We start from the raw sequence: 19,010 nt of genomic DNA on the forward strand, positions 1-19,010 counted from the left end.
GCTTCGGCTTCGCGCGATGAAAAAAAAAGCGGCGTGCCGGTTTCGACCGGCACGCCGCTTTTGCATTTCTGCCTGCAATCGTGTGGCTATGCGCTCATTTCATCGGGCCGCTCTAATTGCGCGAGGCGGCGCCTCCATGCGTCGATCGCATCGGCCTGAAAGGCTTCGAGCGTCGCGGGCGCGGGGTCGCGCAGTTCGAGCCCGAGATGGCGCGCGGCGGCGAGCAGCGCCACGAGCGGCCGCTCGGCGTCGAGCGCTTGCGCGCCGGTCTGCTTCGAGAGCTTTTCGCCTTCCTCGTTGGTAACGACGGGCACGTGCAGATACACGGGCGTGGGCACGGCGAGGCACCGCTGGAGCCAGATCTGGCGCGCCGTGGAGTCGAGCAGGTCCGCGCCGCGCACGACATGGGTGATGTTCTGCGCGGCGTCGTCGACCACCACGGCGAGTTGATACGCCCACTGGCCGTCCGCGCGCAGCAGCACGAAGTCGCCGACTTCGGTCGCCAGATCCTGCGCCTGCGGTTCTTGCCAGCGGTCGTCGAAGCGGATCAGCGCGGGGTTGCTCCCGGCCCCGGGCGTGTCGTCCGGCACGCGCAGACGCCACGCGCGCGCGGGCTTGCCGTGCAGTCCCGCGCGGCAGGTGCCGGGATAGATCAGAGTGGTGTTGCGCCGGTGCGCGTGCAGTTGCGAATCGGCGATTTCCTTGCGCGTGCAGCCGCACGGATACACATGGCCCGCCGCAATCAACCGGTCGAGCGCCGCGCGGTAAAGATCGAGGCGCTGGCTTTGCCATTGCGGCGGCTCGTCGGCGTGAAAGCCGAAGCGCTCCAGCGTCGCGAGAATATCCTCGGCGGCGCCGGGGACCGTGCGCGGGCCGTCGATGTCCTCCACGCGCACGAGCCACGCGCCGTCATGCGCGCGCGCGTCGAGCCAGCTCGCGAGCGCCGAGACGAGCGAGCCGAAATGCAGCGGTCCGGTAGGCGAGGGCGCGAAGCGCCCGCGATACCCCTGATGCGTTTGAGCCGGTGCGCTCACGCGCGCCTCACGCACACATCACGCAGCGTGTGCCGGCGCGGTGGCGGCGACCGCTTGAACAGGCTCCGCGCGCTCTGGATGGCACGCCGGGCAGCTCTTTCCCGCGACGTAAAGCGGCGAAGCCTGCCCGGCGGGCGTAACCACCGCGCGGCACGCAAAGCATTGCACGGTATCGGTCGCTTCGAGCTGCGGGTTGAGCGCGGTGCGCTGATCGAATACAAAGCAGTCGCCGTTGTAGTGCGCGCCGCCCACTTCCTCGAAATACTTGAGAATGCCGCCTTCGAGCTGATACACGTGTTCGATCCCCACTTCCTTCATGTGGATCGCGGCCTTTTCGCAGCGGATTCCGCCCGTGCAGAACGACACCACGGTCTTGCCTTGGAGATCGGCGCGGTTGGCCTCGATCACGCCCGGGAATTCGCTGAACTTGGCGATGCGGTAGTCGAGCGCCTGGTCGAACGTGCCGACGTCCACCTCGAACGCGTTGCGCGTGTCGAGCATGACGACCGGGCGGCCTTCGTCGTCGAAGCCGCGGTCGAGCCACGTCTTGAGCACGACCGGCGCGACCGACGGCGCGCGGCCTTCCTCGGGGCGGATCGCGGGCTTCTTCATGGTGATGATCTCGCGCTTCAGGCGCACCAGCATGCGGTTGAAGGGGCGCGTTTCCGAGAAGCTTTCCTTGAACTGCAGGGTCGCGAATTTGCCCTCGAACAGCGGATCGTGGTTGATGTAGTCCATGAAGGCGCGCACGTTGCCTTCGTCGCCCGCGACGAACAGATTGATGCCTTCCGGCGCGAGCAGGATGGTGCCCCGCAAATCGAGCGACTTGCAGCGTTCGAGCACGAGCGGACGCCATTCGGCGGTCTTGTCGAGTGTCGCGAACTGGTAGGCGGAGAGATTGAGAATACGCATGGCCAACTTGAAAACCTGAATCCGATGGGCCCGCGGCGCGGCGGGCGTAATCCGCTATTATCCCTCAACCGGGCCATGCAGCGCCTGCAGCGCGTTGCCTCGCTCCCCGCAAGCCTTGCGCGTGTCCGATGCCGCGCTGGGCCTTATCCGAATGGTCGGGCACGCAGGCCACGGCAAAAATCGCGTGACCGTGGAGGTACAATCACGCCCATGTCAGATCCCCGCTTCGTCCATCTCCGCGTCCACTCCGAATTCTCGATTGCCGACGGCATCGTGCGCCTCGACGACCTCGTCAAGGCGGCGGCCAAGGACGGCCAGGGCGCGCTCGCGCTCACCGACCTCGGCAACGCATTCGGCCTCGTTCGTTTCTACACGGAAGCCCGTGGCAAAGGGGTCAAACCCATTGCCGGCTGCGATGTCTGGATCATGAATCCGGACGACCGCGACAAACCTTCGCGTCTGCTTCTGCTCGTGAAGGACAAACGCGGTTATCTCAATCTCTGCGAACTGCTGTCCAAGGCATGGCTCACGAATCAATATCGTGGGCGCGCGGAAGTCGACGTCGCGTGGCTCGAAAGCGGGCTGGGCGAAGGGCTGCTCGCGATCTCGGGCGCGCAGCAGGGCGACGTGGGGCTCGCACTCGCGGCGGGCAACGTCGAAAGCGCGAAGCGTCATGCGCAGCGCTGGGCGAAACTGTTCCCGAACGGCTATTACATCGAGTTGCAGCGCTGCGGCCAGCCGGGCGCCGAACAGTACATCGAGCAGGCTGTGGCGATTGCGGCGGAACTGAAGCTGCCAGTGGTGGCCACGCATCCGATGCAGTTCATGACCGATGAGGAATACACGGCGCACGAAGCGCGCGTGTGCATCTCGGAGGGCGACATTCTGGCGAATCCGCGCCGCCAGAAGCGCTTCACGACCGACCAGCGGTTTCGCACCCAGGACGAAATGGTCGCGCTGTTCGCGGACATTCCCTCGGCCATTGCGAACACCATCGAAATCGCGCGGCGCTGCAACCTCACGCTCGAGCTCGGCAAGCCGAAGCTGCCGCTCTTCCCGACGCCCGACGGCATGTCGCTCGACGACTATCTCGTGCAGCTCTCGAAAGAGGGGCTCGAAAAACGCCTCGTGCAGCTTTATCCCGATGAAGCCGAGCGCGAGAACGAGCGCGCACGCTATAACGAGCGCCTCGAATTCGAGTGCGGGACCATCATCAAGATGGGCTTCCCGGGCTACTTCCTGATCGTCGCGGACTTCATCAACTGGGCCAAGAACAACGGCGTGCCGGTGGGACCGGGCCGGGGCTCGGGCGCAGGCTCGCTGGTGGCTTACGCGCTCGGCATTACCGATCTGGATCCGCTGCGCTACAACCTGCTGTTCGAGCGCTTCCTGAATCCGGAACGCGTCTCGATGCCCGACTTCGACATCGACTTCTGCCAGCACGGGCGCGACCGCGTCATTCAGTACGTGAAGGAGAAGTACGGCGCGGACGCCGTCTCGCAGATCGCCACCTTCGGCACCATGGCCGCGAAGGCCGCGGTGCGCGACATCGGCCGCGTGCTCGACCTCGGCTACAACTTCACCGATGGCGTGGCCAAGCTCATTCCGTTCAAGCCGGGCAAGCACGTCACCATCGCCGACGCGATGAAGGAAGAGCCGCTGCTGCAGGAGCGCTACGACAACGAAGACGAAGTGCACCAGCTGCTCGACCTCGCGCAGCTCGTGGAAGGTCTCACGCGTAACGTCGGCATGCACGCGGGCGGCGTGCTGATCGCGCCCGGCAAGCTCACAGACTTCTGCCCCCTCTACACCCAGGGCGACGAAAGCGGCGTCGTGAGCCAGTACGACAAGGACGACGTGGAAGCCGTCGGCCTCGTGAAGTTCGACTTTCTGGGCCTCACCACGCTCACGATTCTCGACTGGGCCGAGCGTTATATCCGCATGCTGGATCCGTCGAAGAAAGACTGGTCGCTCGCGCAGGTGCCGCTAGACGATCCCGCTTCCTTCCAGATCCTCAAGAAGGCCAACACGGTTGCCGTGTTCCAGCTGGAAAGCCGCGGTATGCAGGGCATGTTGAAGGACGCGCAGCCCGACCGCTTCGAGGACATCATCGCGCTCGTGGCCTTGTATCGTCCGGGCCCGATGGACCTGATCCCAAGCTTCTGCGCGCGCAAGCACGGCCGTGAAGTGGTGGAGTATCCCGATCCGCGCGTCGAACCGGTTCTGAAAGAGACCTACGGCATCATGGTCTACCAGGAGCAGGTGATGCAGATGGCGCAGATCATCGGCGGCTACTCGCTCGGCGGCGCTGACCTTTTGCGCCGCGCGATGGGCAAGAAGAAGCCCGAGGAGATGGCCAAGCACCGCGAGATCTTTGCGGAGGGCGCGGCGAAGAACGGTCTCACGCGCGAGAAGGCCGACGAGACCTTCGACTTGATGGAGAAGTTCGCGGGCTACGGCTTCAACAAGTCGCACGCGGCCGCCTATGCGCTGCTCGCCTATCACACGGCGTGGCTCAAGGCGCACCATCCGGCCGAATTCATGGCGGCCAACATGTCGCTCGCCATGGACGACACCGACAAGGTGAAGATCCTGTTCGAGGACTGCGCCACCAACGGTTTGAAAGTGCTGCCGCCGGACGTGAACGCGTCGGCGTATCGCTTCGAGCCCGTGGCCGATGCTCATGTGGCCGAAGGCAAGCGCTCGCGCACCATCCGTTATGGCCTTGGGGCGATCAAGGGCAGCGGCCAGAACGCCATCGAAGAAGTCCTGCGCGCGCGCAAAGAAGGCGGGCTCTTCAAGGATCTGTTCGACTTCTGCGAACGCATCGACCGCCGCCTCGTGAATCGCCGCACGATCGAGGCGATGATCCGCGCGGGCGCGTTCGATTCGATCCACGCGAATCGCGCGCAACTGCTCGCGTCGGTGCCGATGGCAATGGAGGCCGCCGACCAGGCGAGCGCCAACGCCATGCAGGCGGGTCTGTTCGACATGGGCGACGCGCCGCTGGCCGCGCACGAACTCGTGGACGAACCCGCCTGGGGCGACAAGCGCAGGCTGCAGGAAGAGAAGGGCGCGCTCGGCTTCTATCTGTCCGGGCACCTGTTCGATGCCTACAAGGACGAAGTGCGCCGCTTCGTGCGCCAGAAGATCGGCGATCTCAAGGAAGGGCGCGACAAGCTCGTCGCGGGCGTGATCGCCTCGCTGCGCACGCAGATGACCCAGCGCGGCAAGATGCTGATCGCGCTGCTCGACGACGGCACCGGCCAGTGCGAAGTGACGGTGTTCAACGAGCAGTATGAGGCACACAAGGCGCTCTTCAAGGAAGACGAACTGCTGGTCGTGCAGGGCGGGGCGCGCAACGACGCGTTCACGGGCGGCATCCGCTTCACGGTGGACACTGTGATGGATCTGGAGCGCGCCCGCAGCCGCTACGCGCAGGCCGTGAAGGTGCAGATGAACGGCAATGCCAATGCGCTCGCGCTGCGCTCGGTGCTCGAAGCGCATCGAGCGAAGCCCGATGATTCGCTGCCCGCGCCGGTGGTGGAAACGCGCGGGCGTGGCGGACGCGACGGCGGCGGAGGTTATGGTGGAGGCCGGGGTCGCGAGCGCGAGCAGGTGGCCATTCCGAACGGCCTCGCGGTGCAGATCGTCTATAGCAACGAACGCGCGCAAGGCGAAGTGCGTCTGGGCGACGCCTGGCGCGTGAAGCCCACCGACGAACTCATTGCGGCGCTGCGCGGCGAGTTCGTGGGCAGTTCCATCGAAATCGTCTACTGACGATGTCTTTTCTGGCAGCGCGAGCGGCAATGGCTGCTGCTTGCGCTGCCTGTCCTTCCGCCCCGATTCAGCGTTTCTTCGCGACTTTGCCGTCGCGCGTGAGCAGCGCGAGCTTGACGTAGCGGTAGTACGTGGTCTCGGCGTTGTTGATCGCGAGCATCAGTCCCTCGGCGCCGTCGAGAAATCCCGCGCGTATCACCCAGGTGCGAAAGAACGCCCAGAAGCCCTTGCCGAGCGCTTTGGCGAGCGACGAGCGCTTGCCGTCCTCGGCCATCGTGAGCGCGCCGGCCGTCGAATAGGCGTTGGTCTTTTCAAGCGCTTCGTGCAGATCAGGCATCGAAATATGAATGATCGGGCCGTTGAGCTGGCCGATCGTGCCCTGAATCTCCAGGTGCGTGTGGGTGCGCACGTCGGTGAAGCGCGCGCTGCCGCGCCGGAACAGGCGCTCGATGCGGTCGGGCCACCAGCCCGAGTGCTTCATGAAGCGCCCGCAGAAGCTCGAGCGGCGCGGCGTGCTGAATGCGGCGTGCGTCGTGCCCTCGGCGAGCAGGCGTTCCAGTTCGGCGCGAAGCTCGGGGCTCAGACGCTCGTCGGCGTCGAGGCAGATCACCCAGTCGCCGCGCGCCTCGGCCAGCGCCCGGTTCTTCTGCGGGCCGTCGCCGGGCCAGTCGGTTTCGAACACGCGCGCGCCTAGCTCGCGGCAGATGTCGGGCGTGCCGTCGGTGCTGCCGGAATCGAACACGATGGTTTCCATCGCGAGCCCGCGCACCGATTCGAGGCAGTCGCGAATGTCGTGCGCCTCGTTCATCGCCACCACGATGACCGAAAGGGTGGCATGCGGTGAGCCGCTCGGGCTGATCGGAGAAAGTCCGTCGGACATGGAAAGACGCCTGTTCTGGAGGAATGTCGGAAGCGGTGTACCGCGCCGCGCCCGCTGGAGGCCAGCCGGGCGCGGAGGTGCGTATTCTAGACGATGCCGGACGATGTGCCGGAGCGGGCTGGGCGCTGGCGGGCGAGCATGCGGGGCCTGATCGCCGCTGTTGCATTCCCGGCGGATCGCACGGCGTGCTGCGTCAAGCGTATACAATGCGTACCGCGCCGCCAGGCCATCTGTCAGACGATCTGCCTTGAACCGGCCGGCGGCTGGGCTAGCGGCCCAGTCACGCATGCAGTCCCGCCGGCATTTCCACCCGCATTTCCAGCACACGCTTTTCCAGAGGATTCCTTGAGCGAGACCTCCCCACAATCCACTCTCAGCAAGCCGATCGGCTCCGGCACGAAGTCGACTGCCTCGTCGGTTGGCCGGCGCCTCTGGCCGTATATCAAGCCGCTCTTCTGGGTGGCGGTCGCCGCCATCGTCACGCTGGCGATCGTGGCCGCGACCGAGGCCGGCATTCCGGCGCTCCTCAAGCCGCTGCTCGACCACGGCTTCGGCACCAAGGGCAGCACGAGCGCCAGATGGATCGTGCCCGCTGCCGTGATCGGCCTCGCGCTCGTGCGCGGCCTGACGCAATACGCGTCCGGCTATCTGCTCCAGTACATGACCAACAAAATCCTGCTGGAGCTGCGCCTGAAGATGTTCGAGCGCATGATCCATGCGAGCGTCGGGTTTTTCCAGCGCGAGACGGCGAGCACAGTCATCAACGCCATCGTGTTCGAGGTCAACCAGATCCTGGGCGTGCTGCTGAGCGTGCTGGTCACGTCCGTGCGCGACTCGCTCACGGTGATCTTTCTGCTGGGCTATCTGTTCATTCTGAACTGGCGCCTAACGCTGATCGTGGCCGTGCTGCTGCCGGCCATCGGCTGGCTCGTCAGCAAGATCAACCGGCGCCTGCGCCGCCTGAACCGCGAGCACCAGGCGCTCACGAACGAGCTGTCGTACATCGTCGAGGAGACGGTGGGCGGCTACAAGGTCGTCAAGGTTCACAACGGCGAGCAGTACGAAATGGACCGCTTCGGCGAGATGAGCAAGCGTCTGCGCGGCTATCAGATGCGCATGACGATCTCGGGCGGCCTCGCGCAGCCGCTTACGCAGTTTCTTGCCTCGATCGCGCTCGCGGTCGTCATCACGATCGCCGTGGTGCAGGCCTCGCACGACCAGACCACCGTGGGCGGCTTCGTCGCGTTCGTGACGTCGATGCTGCTCGTGATCTCGCCGCTCAAGCATCTGATCGACGTGAACCAGCCGTTGCAGCGCGGCATGACCGCCGCCGAGCTGATCTTCGGCCTCATCGACGAGCCGGTCGAGCCGGCCGGCGGCGGCAAGCCGCTCGAGCGCGCGCGCGGCGAGATCGAGTTCCGCAACGTGTCGTTCTCCTATGGGCCCGGTGCGCGCTCGATCCTGGAGAGCGTGACGTTCAGCGCGGCGCCGGGCGAGATGATCGCGCTGGCGGGCCCGTCGGGCAGCGGCAAGACCACGCTCGTGAACCTGCTGCCGCGCTTTTTCGATCCGAGCGGCGGCGAGGTTCTCGTCGATGGCGTGCCGCTGCCCGAGTACGACATCCATGCGCTGCGCAGCCAGATCGCGATGGTGAGCCAGGACGTGACGCTCTTCAACGACACGGTCGCGAACAACGTGGCCTATGGCGAGAAGGCCGATCTCGCGCGCGTGGAAGAAGCGCTGCGCGCGGCCAACCTCTGGGACACGATCGCGGCGCTGCCCGAAGGCGTCGAGACGCGGGTCGGCGACAACGGCATGAAGCTCTCGGGCGGGCAGCGGCAGCGTCTGGCGATCGCGCGCGCGATCTACAAGGACGCGCCGATCCTGATTCTCGACGAAGCGACTTCGGCGCTCGATTCGGAGTCGGAGCGCCACGTGCAGGCAGCGCTCGAAACGCTGATGAAGGGCCGCACGACGCTCGTGATCGCGCATCGGCTCTCGACCATCGAGCGCGCGGACCGCATTCTGGTGATGGAGGCGGGCCGCATTGTCGAGCGCGGCTCGCATCAGCAGTTGCTCGAACAGCGCGGGCTGTACGCGCACCTGCACAAGATTCAGTTCCAGCAGAACGCCGCTTAAGAGATCACAGGCGTCGCAGAGAGGCGCCCGATGCCGGGCGCATGCTGGCTGTCTGATCGACTAGCTGATCGTGACTATCCGATTGGCCCCGATTGGCAGGCGCGTCGTCCGAATGATCAGCGGCTTGCCGCGCCGCCTTCGAGTTCGCGCTTGCGCGACACGACGATCGCCATGAAAACGACGGTGAGCAGCGAGATCAGGACGACCACCTGAATCGGCACCAGCACGTCGATGGTGAGCCCGAAAAGGATCGTGCTGAACGACACTGCGAGGCCGCTGCAGCCGGCAGTGCGGATGACCGAATCCGCGGCGCGGCACGCGCGCCAGAAATAGACCGACGTGCCGAAGTAAAGCAGCAGCAGGGCCGCCGCGCCCATCGCGCCCATTTCAGCGATGGCCGAGAAGAAGTCGCTGTGCGCGCGCTCATTGACGATCTGCTGGCTCGCCTCGCCGTGCTGGGCGAGATCGCCGAGCGCGTGTTCCAGCCGGCCCTTGCCCACGCCATAGGCCGGATGGCGCTCGAACAGCATGATCGAGGCGTTCCAGAGCTGCAGGCGCAGGCCCACCGAGGTGTCCTTGTTGCCGCGCTGCATGAGGGCGAAGTCGCTGCCGGCGTCGGCCACGCGGTGGCGGATGCCATTGGTCGAGAACAGTGCGCCGGTCGCGGCGGCGAGCAGCACCAGCGTCACGACGACACGCTTCCAGTGCGAAAACCATCCGTACTGCACGCCGAGCAGGAGCGCGAACACGGGAACCGCGATCCAGCCGCCGCGCGTGCCCGACAGATAGGAGACGAAGCCGCCCGCGACGAGCGCGGCGAGCTTGACGACGAGCGCAAGCGGGCGCGCCTTGCGGTCCCAGCCGAAGGTGAACACAGAGAGGAAAGCGAACAGCAGGGCGGTGTCGCCGAATGGGATCGCGTTCGTGTAGTAGTTCGAGAGGCGCTCGGTGTCGTTCCAGCCGCCTGGGGGGCGGTCGATGAAAACCCAGGCGCTCGCCGCGAGCGCGCCCAGCGCGCAGCCCCAGCCGATGACCGTGAGATGGCGCGAAGGCAGGCGGCTTAGCAGCAGAAAGATCGGCAGCGCGAGCGTGAAGCGCGAAAGCGCGTCGAACTGGTGCGGCGCCCAGTAGCCGAGCAGCGGCTGCTGGAGCGCGACCACGGCGACCGGCGCGAGCATCGCGGCGGTGTACCAGCGGTATTCGCGCCAGGGTGCGAAATAGCCGCGGTCGTGCCGATTCACGTACGCGCCATGAAGCGCGAACGCGAGCAGCAGGAAAAAGCAGTAACCCGTTCCGCCGCGCCAGACCAGATTCGTGGCGGGTCCGATCACGAGCAGCAGGGTAACGATTGGAGCCAGGCGGCGAAGATAGGTCGTCGTATCGTAATTCATGTCGGCCGGCGCAAATCGGACGGGCAGTCAGTGGTCATGCCGGCGGAGCCGGACAGGCGCAACTGCCCCTAAACCGGTCGATTATACCGGAGCGGATTTTGGGTATGCGCGATGCTCGGACAGACATACGGCCCGCCGTATTGTGGGCGTCGTCCCGCATCGGGTGAGGCGCCGCCTGGTCCGCTGCGGCATTGTGTGGAACTGGCGACTTATAATCGGCCCACGCGAGAACTGCGCACAAAATAATTCACATGTCGGACGGGTCATGAAGGTTGGAATCTCCTGCAACGCGCTCAAGCACAGCGGCGGCCTGGAACGCTACGCGATGGACCTTATCCGGGGTCTCGCCGCACGCGGCATGCGGCCCGTGTTTTTTGCGCGCAAGTTCGATCCCTCCGTGCCGGAATACGCGCTCGTGGAGCCGCACCGCATCAACGTTTCCTTGCTGCCGGGAAAGCTGCGCGACATGTGGTTCTCGCGGCGGCTGGTCACCTTGCGCCGTCGCGCGGGCGTGGACGTGCTGATCGGCTGTAACCGGGTGGATGGCTCGGAGATCGCCATTTGCGGCGGCACGCACCGCGGCTTTCTGCGTGCGATGGGGCGCCCGATGCGCGGCTCCGACAGCCGGCAAATCGCGCTCGAAAGTCAGCAATATGCGCGATCGCGCGTGATCGTCGCGCATTCTGAGCTGATGCGTTCCGAACTTCGCGAATTGTATGGGGTGGACGAGGCGAAGATCCGCGTGCTCTGTCCGCCTGTGGATGGCGAACGCTTCTCGCCCGTGGATGCCTGCACGCGCGCTGCGCTGCGCCGTCAATATGGGTTCGGCGACCACGAAACGGTCTTGCTGTTTGCGTCGAGCAGCCATGAGCGCAAAGGCTTGCCGCTCATCGAGCAGGCACTTGCCGCGCTGGATCTGCCGGTCGTGGTGGCCGTGGCGGGGCGTCCGCCTGAGCGCGCGAGCGCGCGCGTGCGCTATCTCGGCTATGTGAAGGATCTCGAAAACGCCTATCGCGCGGCCGATTACTCGATCCTCGCGTCGACCTACGAGCCGTTCGGGCTCGTTGGCATCGAATCGGTGATGTGCGGCACGCCGGTGATCTTTTCGTCGAATATCGGCTGCTGCGACGCCATCGGCGACAGCGCCAAATATCTGTTTCGACCCGGCGATGCCGCCGATCTGCGCCGTGCGATCGAGGCGGCCGTCGCGGCGCGCGGACGGCGCGTCGACCCGGCCGACGCGGGTGACCCATGCGGTCCACCTCCCGCGGTCCTGTACGACGCCACCGTGCAGGCACACGTGGACGCGCTGCTCGAACTCATGGCGGACATCTCCCCGACCCGCTAGTTCGGGCCTCGCGCCGCCCGCGCACGACGCGCGGCGTCTTCAGTGATTCTTCTGCGGTCTGGAAAAGTCCTCCATGGTTTTAGGCGTTAACCCTGGGTTCTGACAGGCATACGATGCGTACATCGGCCGCATGCACAGACAAACAGTCGCACATCGGCCGCCCTGAACCCACTGGAGGTCGTAATCATGAAGTCCCTGATTCAAGCCGTTGCTGTTGCCGCTGTCCTCGTTGCTCCCGTCGCTTCGTTCGCCCAGTCGCACTCGACCATCACCCGCGCTCAGGTGCGCGAAGAACTCGTGCAGTTGCAGAAGGCCGGTTACCACGTCGGGGACGGCGATCAGGTGCATTACCCCGAAGCGATTCAGGCCGCCCAGGCCAAGGTGGCCGCGATGAATGGCAACAGCGCCTACGGCGGTGTCGCGAACGCGACGGAATCGGGGGTGCGCGGCGCGAAGGTGTCGGCGGAGGACTGGAACGCGATGTATGCGCATCCCTAAGCCATCGGCGTCGCTCCAATACCGGCTCGAATGACCGCCGCGCCGCCAGAGGGCGCGCCGCCGGCAGGCGCGCCGCCAGAGGGCGCGCGGTCAAAGGACGGAGCGGCGCGTGAAGATTGCCCGCTGGCGATTGCCCGGGCCGCAGACAAACGCCGGCCTGGCTATCGCACCGACATCTCGCCGGGCAGATTCGTGGCGTGCAGTTGCGTGAGCAGCGCGCGCGCTTCTTCGATTGGCTCTCCCGTCATCGGATGAAACACGAAACGCAGCGCCGTCGCCAGCGTCGGATAGTGTTTGCGCGTGCTGCGTGAGTACGCGGGATCGTAGTGCTCGGTCACGAGCGTCTCGGACAGCGCCGCGTGGCGGCCTTCCTCCAGCAGACGGCACCACGACTCGATGCGCTCGCGTCCGTGCAGCGGCGTGAGCTTCAGCAATTGCTCGCGGAAGTAGGCCGCGTCACTGAGCAGGTGGCCATAATCCTTGAGCAGCAGCGCCACGCGCTCCTCGAGCGCGACCTCGACCATGACGCACGGTGCCGCGTGGATGCCCTCCACCAGCGCGACAGGCAGCGTGATCGCGCCGATGCGCCGGCTTTCCGCTTCCACGAACACGGGCTGCGCGGGGTCGAACGTGCGCAGTTGCTGCACGAGCGCCGTGTCGAACGACTTTTGCGCGGGCTGCGCGCGCGTGGGCAGCGCGCCGAGCAGCGAGCCGCGATGCGCGGCAAGCGCTTCGAGATCGAGCGTTTGCGCGCCGGCCTGGCCGAGCGCCTGCAACAGGCGCGTCTTGCCGCTGCCCGTGGGCCCCGCGAGCACGATGTAGCTCAAGCTACCGGGCAGCGTGCCGAGCGCCTCGACCACGGCGTTCCGGTAGGTCTTGTAGCCGCCTTCGAGCTGCCGCGCGCGCCAGCCGATCATGTTGAACATGGTCGTCATCGACCCCGAGCGTTTGCCGCCGCGCCAGCAATAGACGAGCGGGCGCCAGTTGCGCGGACGATCGGCGAAAGTCGTGTCCAGATGCATGGCGATATTGCGTGCGGCGATAGCCGCGCCTACGCGCGTGGCGTCGAAGGGCGAATTCCTGTACATCGTGCCGATGAGCACGCGCTCCTCGTTGCTGAGCACGGGGGCGTTGATCGCGCCGGGCACATGGTCCTCGGCGTATTCGAGCGGCGTTCTCACGTCGATGATCTCGTCGAACTCGCCGAGTTGGGAAAGGGTGGCGCGCTGGTGATTCAACTGCGGTGCTCCGATAGGGCGTGCGACGGCCCTGCGCTGGTATCGCGCAGGGCCAATAGCGAATGATATACGGTGCGAAGGCCGACGGCGGTGTGGGGGCAGGCGGCGGTGCGGCGTGCGGCTCCCACGATGTCAGCACAATGCCGAATGCAGAGTCCGGGTTTACTTCGCGCGCGCGTTCGACCGTGCGGCGGCGGGAGAGGACATCGAGGAACGGCCCGTCACCTTCATGTCGTTCGAGGAAATGACCGCCGCGCTGACGCCCCGGCGCATTGAACTGCTGCGTTATCTGCATCGCGAGGAAGCGGAGAGCGTGATAGCGCTCGCGCGGGCACTGAAGCGCGACTACAAGCGCGTGCGTGAGGACGTGGCGACAGTGGAGGCGGCCGGGCTTATCGTGCGCGAAGGCGGGCGGTTGCGCGCGCCGTGGGACACACTCTCGGCGGAACTCACGCTTTGAACGGCGTTGTGCCTGGAACCCCGTCTAGCGGGGTTTAGGGGCGCACACCGACTCGAGTAATCCCGCAGCGCCTACATCAGCACAATATCGTACTGCTCCTGACTCAGGTTCGACTCCACCTGCAACGACACGGGCTTGCCGATGAAGTCGATCAGCATCGCGAGATGCTGCGACTCTTCCTCGAGAAATAAATCGATCACCTGCTGCGAAGCCACCACGCGAAATTCGCGCGGATTGAACTGGCGCGACTCGCGCAGGATCTCGCGCAGCACGTCGTAGCACACGGTGCGCGCGGTCTTCACCTGCCCCTTGCCAAGGCAGGTCGGGCAGGGCTCGCACAGCACATGCGCGAGCGATTCGCGCGTGCGCTTTCTCGTCATCTCCACGAGGCCGAGTTGCGAGAAGCCGTTCACGGTCACGCGCGTGCGGTCGCGCGAGAGCGCTTTCTTCAACTCGCCGAGCACCTGATCGCGGTGCTCGACGTTCTCCATGTCGATGAAGTCGATGATGATCACGCCCCCCAGATTGCGCAGCCGCAACTGGCGCGCGATGGTGTGCGCCGCTTCGAGATTGGTCTTGAAGATCGTGTCGTCGAAGTTGCGCGCGCCCACGTAGCCGCCCGTGTTCACGTCGATCGTTGTCATCGCCTCGGTCTGGTCGATCACGAGGTAGCCGCCCGACTTGAGGTCGACGCGCCGCGAGAGCGCGCGCTGGATCTCGGCCTCGATGTTGTAGAGGTCGAAGAGCGGCCGCTCGCCCGTGTAGTGGTGCAGCTTCGCCAGCACGGCGGGTGTGAATTCGGTGGCGAACTCGGTGAGCTTCTGGAACGTTTCGCGCGAATCGACCTGAATGCGCGAGGTCTCGTCGTTCACGAAGTCGCGCAGCACGCGCTGCGCGAGATTGAGGTCTTGATAGAGCAGGCTCGTGGCCGGCATGCGCTGCGACTGCGCGAGGATCGTCGTCCACGTCTTGCGCAGGTACGCGACATCGGCGGCGAGCTCCTCGCTGGTGGCGTCTTCGGCGATGGTGCGCACGATATAGCCGCCTTTCTCGTCGGCGGGCAGCACGGCGGTCAGGCGCGCGCGCACGGCTTCGCGCTCCGCCTCGCTTTCGATCTTCTGCGAGATGCCGATGTGCGGCTCCTGCGGCAGATACACGAGTGTGCGGCCCGCGATGCTCACCTGCGTCGAAAGACGCGCGCCCTTGGTGCCGATCGGATCCTTCACGACCTGGACCATCAGCGTTTGCCCTTCGAACACGGTCTTTTCGATGGGCTGATGATGCACGCTCGCATGCGCCTCGCCCGCGATGCGCGGATGCCAGATATCGGCAACGTGGAGGAACGCGGCGCGCTCGAGGCCGATGTCGATGAACGCCGACTGCATGCCCGGCAGCACGCGCACGACCTTGCCGAGATAGACATTGCCGACGCGTCCGCGCGACAGCGTGCGTTCGACGTGAAGCTCCTGGACTGCACCTTGCTGGACCAGCGCAACACGCGTCTCCTGAGGCGTGACGTTGATCAGGATTTCTTCGTTCATGATTGCTTTTAGAAGTCGATGCCGGCGGCGCGCAGGAGGGCGGCCGTTTCGAAAAGCGGCAAGCCCATGATACCCGAATAGGACCCGTCGATTCGCTCGACGAACTCGGCGGCGCGCCCCTGGATGCCATATGCGCCGGCCTTGCCGAACGGCTCGCCGCTCGCGACGTAGCGTGCGAGCGCGGCGGGCAGCGCAGGGGCGAAACGCACGTGCGAGCGCGACAGCACAAGCGGCAGGCACACGCCTTCCGCGTTGACCACAGCCACGGCGGTGAGCACTTCATGCTCGCGGCCGGCAAGCCGTTCGAGCATCGCGTAGGCGTCGGCGGCGTCGTGCGGCTTGCCGAGGATATGGCCGTCGATGCTCACGGTGGTGTCGGCGGTGAGAATCGGCGCATGCTCGTGGGCGCCCGCAACGAGCCGGGCGCGCGCGGCATCGGCTTTGGCGGCGCACACGCGCTCGACATAGACGGCGGCGGACTCGCCGGGCAGCACGGCTTCGAGCGACTCGGCGTCTTCGTCGGGGCGCGGCAGCAGCAGCTCGAAGCGCACGCCGAGCTGTTGCAGCAGTTCCTGGCGGCGCGGGCTCTGTGAGGCGAGATAGACGAACGGATAGGGCGCGGTAGTGGTCATCGGGGCGTTTTTACGTCTTGATGAGGCGGGGATCGGGCTCACGCGGCTTTACGCAGCTTCACACGGGTTCGCACCTGCGAGGGCGGCCGCGGCACGTGGGTCTCCGCGGCGCGCATTCCGGCGGACGCCATGCGCGAGCGCTTCAAACGCGATGATAGGGGTGATTCTGCGTGATGGTCCACGCGCGGTAAAGCTGCTCGGCAAGCAGCACGCGCACCATCGCATGGGGCAGCGTGAGGGAGGACAGGCGCAGCAGCGTATCGGCGCGCGCCTTGATCTGCGGATCGAGCCCGTCCGCCCCGCCGATCAGGAACGCCACGTCGCGCCCGTCCTGCTGCCATCCGGGCAGCGCCTGGGCGAGCTGCATGGTGGTCCAGTCCTTGCCGCGTTCGTCGAGCGCAACGATGCGCGCGTTCTTCGGCAACGCGGCTTCGATGCGCGTGCGCTCGGCGGCCATCACGCTTTCGGCCGAACGCCCCGACGAGCGCTGCTCGGGCTTTACCTCGCGCAACTCGATGCGCAACTCGGGCGGCATGCGCTTCGTGTATTCCTCGAAGCCTTCGGCCACCCAGTCCGGCATCTTGTGCCCAACGGCGACGATATGCAGTTTCATGATGCTAAACGAATGCGTGTGGCCCATGTGGCGCGCCTGTGAGATCGCTGCGTGCTCAACGTATTGATCGACGTGCTCATCAACGTATTCAGCATGCGCGTTCACTTCGCGTGGATGGTGGAATTACTTCGCGCTGCGACGCGATGCGGCCTTGCGCGCGGGCTTCTTCACGGCGGGCAGGTCGACTTCTTCGTCGTCTTCATCGTCGATCGGCTCGCTCGGGCGCGCGCCCGTGAAGCCCGTGTTGGCCGCGAGCTTCACGCGCACCGGCTTGTCGCCCCAGATCTCTTCGAGGTTGTAGTACTGGCGCAGCGCGGGCTGCAGGATGTGGACGACCGCGTCGCCGCAATCGACCAGCACCCATTCGCCGATGTCCTCGCCTTCGGTGCTGACGATGTCGCCGCCGGCTTCCTTGACCTTCTCGCGCACGCTGTTGGCGAGCGCCTTGGTCTGGCGGTTCGAGGTGCCGCTCGCGACGATCACGCGATCGAACAGCTCGGTCAGATGGCTCGTGTTGAAGACGCGAATGTCCTGTGCCTTGACGTCTTCGAGACCGTCGACGATGGCGCGTTGAAGTTTGCGGATGTCCATATTTACCCGTGATGCCTGTACAAATGATGTTGAAGGATGTAGTCCCACACTGCTGCGGGGACCTTGTCGGCGGCGCTGCCGCCGCGTGGTTCAGTCGTCGAGGGCGAGTGTGCGGGCGCCCCGGCCTGTACCGCCCGGGTTGTCTGCGCCGCCACGCGCGCGCCCAGTTCGCGCCGGATTTCGGTGGCCGAAATGTCGAACGCGAGCGTGGCGTCGATCAGCAGATGCCCGCAGCGCGTGGCCGCGAGCGTGGCGGCGCTGGCGCGCCGCGCGGCCACTTCCGCCGACACGGCGTCTGGCAGCGCCGCGAAATTGAAGCCTGGCCGGCTCGCCACGCCCAGATGCGCGAGCGCGAACAGCTCGCGCCACGCATGCCACGAATCGAGGTGCAGCAGTTGATCGGCGCCCATCAGCAGCGTGAGCGCCGCCTGTGCGTTGCTTTCGCTGCGTGCGCGCCAGCGGCGCAGCGTCTCCACCGTATAGGTGGGGCCGTCGTGCTCGATCTCGTCGGTGCTCACGCTGACCGTGACGCCCGGCAGCACGAGCGAGGCCGCCGCCGCGCGCGTCATCGCAAGGCGATGAACGGCGGCGCTCACTTCGGGCTTCTGCCAGGGCTGGCCGGCGGGCAGCAGGATCAGTTCGGTCAGGCCGAGCACGCGCGCGAAATGGCGCGCGAGCGCGAGATGGCCCTCGTGTATCGGATCGAAGGTGCCGCCGAGCAGGCCCACGCGGCGCGCGAGCGCCGCAGGGGGGGCGCCGGCTGGCGCACTCGCGGTGGCGGACAGGTGTTGCGTCACGGCGTCAGATCCAGTCGCGCACCGGCAGGAAGTCGGTGTACAGGCGCGCTTCGGGCGTGCCCGGCTGCGGCTGCCAGTCGTAGCGCCAGTTCGCGGAGGGCGGCATCGACATGAGGATCGACTCGCTGCGCCCGCCGCTTTGCAGCCCGAAGTGCGTGCCGCGATCCCAGACCAGATTGAACTCGACGTAGCGGCCGCGCCGGTACGCCTGGAATTCGCGTTCGGCTTCGCCATAAGGCGTGGCGCGGCGCTTTTCGATAATCGGCAGATACGCCTTCAGGAAGCCTTCGCCCACGCTGCGCAGCATCGCGAACGCCTGGTCGAAGCCGCCTTCGGCGTAATCGTCGAAGAAGATGCCGCCCACGCCGCGCGCCTCGTTGCGGTGCTTGAGGAAGAAATATTCATCGCACCAGCGCTTGAAGCGCGGGTAGAGATCCGTGCCGTAGGGCGCGAGCGCGTCGCGGCAGACGCGGTGGAAATGCTGCGCGTCTTCCTCGAAGCCGTAATAGGGCGTGAGATCCATGCCGCCGCCGAACCAGAACACCGGCGCCTCGCCGGCTTTGGTGGCGAGCAGCATGCGCACGTTCATGTGCACGGTCGGGCAGTACGGATTGCGCGGATGCAGCACGAGCGAAACACCCATCGCCTCGAAGCCGCGCCCATTGAGCTCGGGGCGCGCGGCCGTGGCCGAGGGCGGCAGGGCGTCGCCCGCGACGTCGGAAAAACCGATGCCGCCGCGCTCGAAGAACTGGCCGCCTTCGAGAATGCGCGTGCAGCCGCCGCCGCGCAGCTTCTCGCCGGGCTCGCGCTGCCATGCGTCGGTGGCGAAGGGCGTGCCGTCGAAGGCACCGAGCGTGTCGGCGATCTGCGTCTGCAGGCCCGAGAGCCAGGCGCGTACGGCGGCGCTATCGTGGGTTGCGCCAGCGGTTGCGCCTGCGGGCGTCACGGGGCTAGAGCCGTTTTGAGTCGGGTCGGTCATCGGTGGGCGGGCGAGGCGGCGGGGCCGGCACTGCGCCAGGATTGGGTTCGGAATCGGGGTGCGGGTCGCGCGGCGCGGCCGCTAGCGGCAAGCTTACGCCGTTCGGCGCGGCTTCGCGGTTATGCCGCCCATGCGGCGGCCGCTTGTTGCACTGCTTGTTGTGCCGCTTACCGTGCT

The 19,010-nt window shown here is 66.2% G+C and carries 16 protein-coding genes; 5 read left to right on the plus strand and 11 right to left on the minus strand.

Annotated elements, in window-relative coordinates; translation table 11 throughout:
* Positions 1–86: 86 nt before the first annotated feature.
* Positions 87–1,034 (minus strand): tRNA glutamyl-Q(34) synthetase GluQRS, encoded by a 948-nt coding sequence (gene gluQRS, locus P5W99_RS04930; protein WP_434662092.1) that lies wholly within the window; start codon positions 1,032–1,034, stop codon positions 87–89.
* An 18-nt stretch (positions 1,035–1,052) separates the two neighbouring features.
* Positions 1,053–1,946: a sulfurtransferase gene (locus tag P5W99_RS04935; RefSeq protein WP_434662093.1), complete on the minus strand. Its 894-nt coding sequence runs from the start codon at positions 1,944–1,946 to the stop codon at positions 1,053–1,055.
* 201 nt (positions 1,947–2,147) lie between these two features.
* Here P5W99_RS04935 and dnaE point away from each other — a divergent pair, with 201 nt between their 5' ends.
* Positions 2,148–5,726, plus strand: a complete 3,579-nt coding sequence (dnaE, locus tag P5W99_RS04940; RefSeq protein WP_434662441.1) for a DNA polymerase III subunit alpha — start codon at positions 2,148–2,150, stop codon at positions 5,724–5,726.
* Between the two features lie 67 nt (positions 5,727–5,793).
* Here the strand turns inward: dnaE and P5W99_RS04945 are convergent, their stop codons facing one another.
* Positions 5,794–6,606: a glycosyltransferase family 2 protein gene (locus P5W99_RS04945; protein ID WP_434662095.1), complete on the minus strand. Its 813-nt coding sequence runs from the start codon at positions 6,604–6,606 to the stop codon at positions 5,794–5,796.
* 384 nt (positions 6,607–6,990) lie between these two features.
* On the opposite strand from P5W99_RS04945, the gene msbA reads away from it, so the two are divergent.
* Positions 6,991–8,745, plus strand: a complete 1,755-nt coding sequence (msbA, locus tag P5W99_RS04950) for a lipid A export permease/ATP-binding protein MsbA (RefSeq protein ID WP_434662443.1) — start codon at positions 6,991–6,993, stop codon at positions 8,743–8,745.
* A gap of 116 nt (positions 8,746–8,861) precedes the next feature.
* Here the strand turns inward: msbA and P5W99_RS04955 are convergent, their stop codons facing one another.
* The gene (locus tag P5W99_RS04955; protein WP_434662097.1) at positions 8,862–10,136 is read right to left on the minus strand and encodes an O-antigen ligase family protein; all 1,275 of its coding nucleotides are present in this window, start codon (positions 10,134–10,136) and stop codon (positions 8,862–8,864) included.
* A gap of 265 nt (positions 10,137–10,401) precedes the next feature.
* Between P5W99_RS04955 and P5W99_RS04960 the strand changes: the two genes are divergently transcribed.
* Both P5W99_RS04960 and P5W99_RS04965 read left to right on the plus strand, forming a co-directional pair.
* Positions 10,402–11,484 (plus strand): glycosyltransferase family 4 protein, encoded by a 1,083-nt coding sequence (locus P5W99_RS04960; protein WP_421023504.1) that lies wholly within the window; start codon positions 10,402–10,404, stop codon positions 11,482–11,484.
* 186 nt (positions 11,485–11,670) lie between these two features.
* Entirely contained in the window at positions 11,671–11,982 is a 312-nt protein-coding gene (locus P5W99_RS04965) for a DUF4148 domain-containing protein (RefSeq protein WP_421023505.1), read from the plus strand.
* A 161-nt stretch (positions 11,983–12,143) separates the two neighbouring features.
* On the opposite strand, the gene mnmH is transcribed toward P5W99_RS04965, so the two are convergent.
* Positions 12,144–13,220 (minus strand): tRNA 2-selenouridine(34) synthase MnmH, encoded by a 1,077-nt coding sequence (gene mnmH / locus P5W99_RS04970; RefSeq protein WP_434662100.1) that lies wholly within the window; start codon positions 13,218–13,220, stop codon positions 12,144–12,146.
* Positions 13,221–13,335: 115 nt separating this feature from the next.
* On the opposite strand from mnmH, the gene P5W99_RS04975 reads away from it, so the two are divergent.
* Positions 13,336–13,680 carry a hypothetical protein gene (locus P5W99_RS04975; RefSeq protein ID WP_434662102.1) on the plus strand — a complete coding sequence of 115 codons (345 nt, stop codon included), beginning with the start codon at positions 13,336–13,338 and terminating at the stop codon, positions 13,678–13,680.
* A gap of 71 nt (positions 13,681–13,751) precedes the next feature.
* Here the strand turns inward: P5W99_RS04975 and rng are convergent, their stop codons facing one another.
* The 6 genes from rng to hemF form a co-directional block, all read right to left on the minus strand.
* A complete protein-coding gene (gene rng / locus P5W99_RS04980; protein WP_421023508.1) occupies positions 13,752–15,221 on the minus strand; it encodes a ribonuclease G in 1,470 nt (489 codons plus the stop codon).
* A gap of 8 nt (positions 15,222–15,229) precedes the next feature.
* Complete coding sequence (locus P5W99_RS04985; protein WP_421023509.1) at positions 15,230–15,853, minus strand: Maf family protein; 624 nt, start codon at positions 15,851–15,853, stop codon at positions 15,230–15,232.
* Positions 15,854–15,995: 142 nt separating this feature from the next.
* Positions 15,996–16,466, minus strand: a complete 471-nt coding sequence (gene rlmH / locus P5W99_RS04990; RefSeq protein ID WP_213296718.1) for a 23S rRNA (pseudouridine(1915)-N(3))-methyltransferase RlmH — start codon at positions 16,464–16,466, stop codon at positions 15,996–15,998.
* 123 nt (positions 16,467–16,589) lie between these two features.
* The gene (rsfS, locus tag P5W99_RS04995) at positions 16,590–17,057 is read right to left on the minus strand and encodes a ribosome silencing factor (RefSeq protein WP_421023510.1); all 468 of its coding nucleotides are present in this window, start codon (positions 17,055–17,057) and stop codon (positions 16,590–16,592) included.
* 2 nt (positions 17,058–17,059) lie between these two features.
* Positions 17,060–17,854 carry a nicotinate-nucleotide adenylyltransferase gene (locus P5W99_RS05000; RefSeq protein WP_421023511.1) on the minus strand — a complete coding sequence of 265 codons (795 nt, stop codon included), beginning with the start codon at positions 17,852–17,854 and terminating at the stop codon, positions 17,060–17,062.
* A gap of 4 nt (positions 17,855–17,858) precedes the next feature.
* Positions 17,859–18,833 (minus strand): oxygen-dependent coproporphyrinogen oxidase, encoded by a 975-nt coding sequence (hemF, locus tag P5W99_RS05005; protein WP_434662104.1) that lies wholly within the window; start codon positions 18,831–18,833, stop codon positions 17,859–17,861.
* Positions 18,834–19,010: the final 177 nt, after the last annotated feature.

Origin of the sequence: Paraburkholderia sp. A3BS-1L, assembly GCF_051125215.1 — a bacterium.
GTDB lineage: Bacteria > Pseudomonadota > Gammaproteobacteria > Burkholderiales > Burkholderiaceae > Paraburkholderia.

Excerpts from the sequence above, each read along its gene's own strand:
- P5W99_RS04945 (WP_434662095.1), bottom strand. The coding sequence starts at position 6,606 with ATGTCCGACGGACTTTCTCCGATCAGCCCGAGCGGCTCACCGCATGCC.
- P5W99_RS04985 (WP_421023509.1), bottom strand. The coding sequence starts at position 15,853 with ATGACCACTACCGCGCCCTATCCGTTCGTCTATCTCGCCTCACAGAGC.
- P5W99_RS04965 (WP_421023505.1), top strand. The coding sequence starts at position 11,671 with ATGAAGTCCCTGATTCAAGCCGTTGCTGTTGCCGCTGTCCTCGTTGCT.
- rng (WP_421023508.1), bottom strand. The coding sequence starts at position 15,221 with ATGAACGAAGAAATCCTGATCAACGTCACGCCTCAGGAGACGCGTGTT.
- P5W99_RS04960 (WP_421023504.1), top strand. The coding sequence starts at position 10,402 with ATGAAGGTTGGAATCTCCTGCAACGCGCTCAAGCACAGCGGCGGCCTG.
- P5W99_RS04935 (WP_434662093.1), bottom strand. The coding sequence starts at position 1,946 with ATGCGTATTCTCAATCTCTCCGCCTACCAGTTCGCGACACTCGACAAG.
- rsfS (WP_421023510.1), bottom strand. The coding sequence starts at position 17,057 with ATGGACATCCGCAAACTTCAACGCGCCATCGTCGACGGTCTCGAAGAC.
- P5W99_RS04955 (WP_434662097.1), bottom strand. The coding sequence starts at position 10,136 with ATGAATTACGATACGACGACCTATCTTCGCCGCCTGGCTCCAATCGTT.
- hemF (WP_434662104.1), bottom strand. The coding sequence starts at position 18,833 with ATGACCGACCCGACTCAAAACGGCTCTAGCCCCGTGACGCCCGCAGGC.
- rlmH (WP_213296718.1), bottom strand. The coding sequence starts at position 16,466 with ATGAAACTGCATATCGTCGCCGTTGGGCACAAGATGCCGGACTGGGTG.